The organism is Leisingera sp. F5, assembly GCF_001593695.1.
In genome coordinates, this window is the sequence record NZ_LUKH01000968.1 from 1 (window position 1) to 1,402 (window position 1,402).

Consider the following 1,402-nt stretch of genomic DNA (forward strand, 5'->3'; position numbering starts at 1 on the left):
GCTTTCCACACCGCGGATCCGCGAGCACCAGCCGTACATCTTGAACGACCGGGTGATGTTCACCGCCATGCCATAGGCCGCGTTGACCCAGCCGTATTTCTCGCTGGTGGCGCCTGCGGTGTCCTCCTCGAATGCAAACTCGTCGACCGGATCGGTTTTCGAGCCATAGGGCAGACGCCCCAGGAACCGCGGCATTGCCAGGCCGACGTATTTCGCATCCTCGCTGTCGCGCAAGGACCGCCAGGCGGCATATTCCGGGGTCTGGAAAATCTTGGTCAGGTCGCGCGGGTTCGACAGTTCCGACCAGCTGTCCATCTGGAACAGGGTCGGCTTGGCGCCGGTGATCAGCGGCGCATGGGCGGCCGCGGCGATCTTGGACATCTCGCCCAGCAGCTCAATGTCCGGCGGCGAGTGGTCGAAATGATAATCCGCCACCAAAGAGCCGTAGGGCTCGCCGCCCAGCTGGCTGAATTCCTCTGTGTAGATCTTCTTGAACAGCGGCGACTGGTCCCAGGCGGTGCCCTTGAATTTCTTCAGGGTCTTCGACATCTCTTTCTTGGTGATCGGCATCACCCGGATTTTCAGCTGCTCATCGGTCTCGGTGTTGTTGACCAGATAGTGCAGGCCGCGCCAGGCGCTTTCCAGTTGCTGGAAATCCTCGTTGTGCAGGATCAGATTGACCTGCTCGGTCAGTTTCGCATCAATCGCCGACACGATGCTCTCGATCGAACGCAGCGCATCGTCGGACACCAGCGCGGTGTTTGCCAGCGCCTGTTCGGCCAGGGTCTTGACCGCGCTTTCAACCGCCGTCTTGGCCTGGTCCGATTTGGGGCGGAATTCCTTTTGCAGCAGGCTCGCAAATTCAGCCGAGCCAAAGGCGGCTTCACCACCAGCGGCTTCCGCCTGGAGTTCTTCTTCAGCCATTTTCGTCCTCCGCTCTTATTCTTCGCTGTCGGCGTCGCCGCCGGGTTTCGGCTGCGCTGCCAGCGTCTTCAGCAGGCTCGGATCCTGGATGATCTTCGAGATCAGATCCTCGGCGCCGGTCTTGCCGTCCATATAGGTCATCAGGTTGCTGAGCTGGGTGCGGGCCTCCAAAAGCTCGCGCAGCGGTTCCACCTTGGCAGCAATTGCGGCGGGCTTGAAATCGTCCATGCTCTCGAACGTGATGTCGACCGCCAGGTTGCCCTCGCCGGTCAGCGTGTTGGGCACCGTGAAGGCGGCGCGCGGCGCCATCGACTTCATCCGGTCATCGAAGTTGTCCACGTCGATTTCCAGGAACTTGCGGTCCGCAACCGCGGGCTGCTCCACTTCGGATTTGCCCACCAGGTCGCTCATCACGCCCATCACAAACGGCAGCTGCACCTTCTTCTCGGCGCCGTACAGCTCCACGTCATATTCGATC

2 protein-coding genes are annotated in these 1,402 nt (G+C 61.0%); both read right to left on the minus strand.

Going from position 1 to position 1,402, the window contains the following annotated elements; translation table 11 throughout:
* Nucleotides 1-924 (minus strand): type VI secretion system contractile sheath large subunit (tssC, locus tag A2I95_RS37950; protein WP_291737585.1); only part of this gene is annotated, 924 nt, incomplete at its 3' end.
* Nucleotides 925-939: 15 nt separating this feature from the next.
* The gene (gene tssB / locus A2I95_RS37955) at nt 940-1,401 is read right to left on the minus strand and encodes a type VI secretion system contractile sheath small subunit (protein ID WP_291737586.1); all 462 of its coding nucleotides are present in this window, start codon (nt 1,399-1,401) and stop codon (nt 940-942) included.
* Between the last annotated feature and the right edge of the window lies 1 nt (nt 1,402).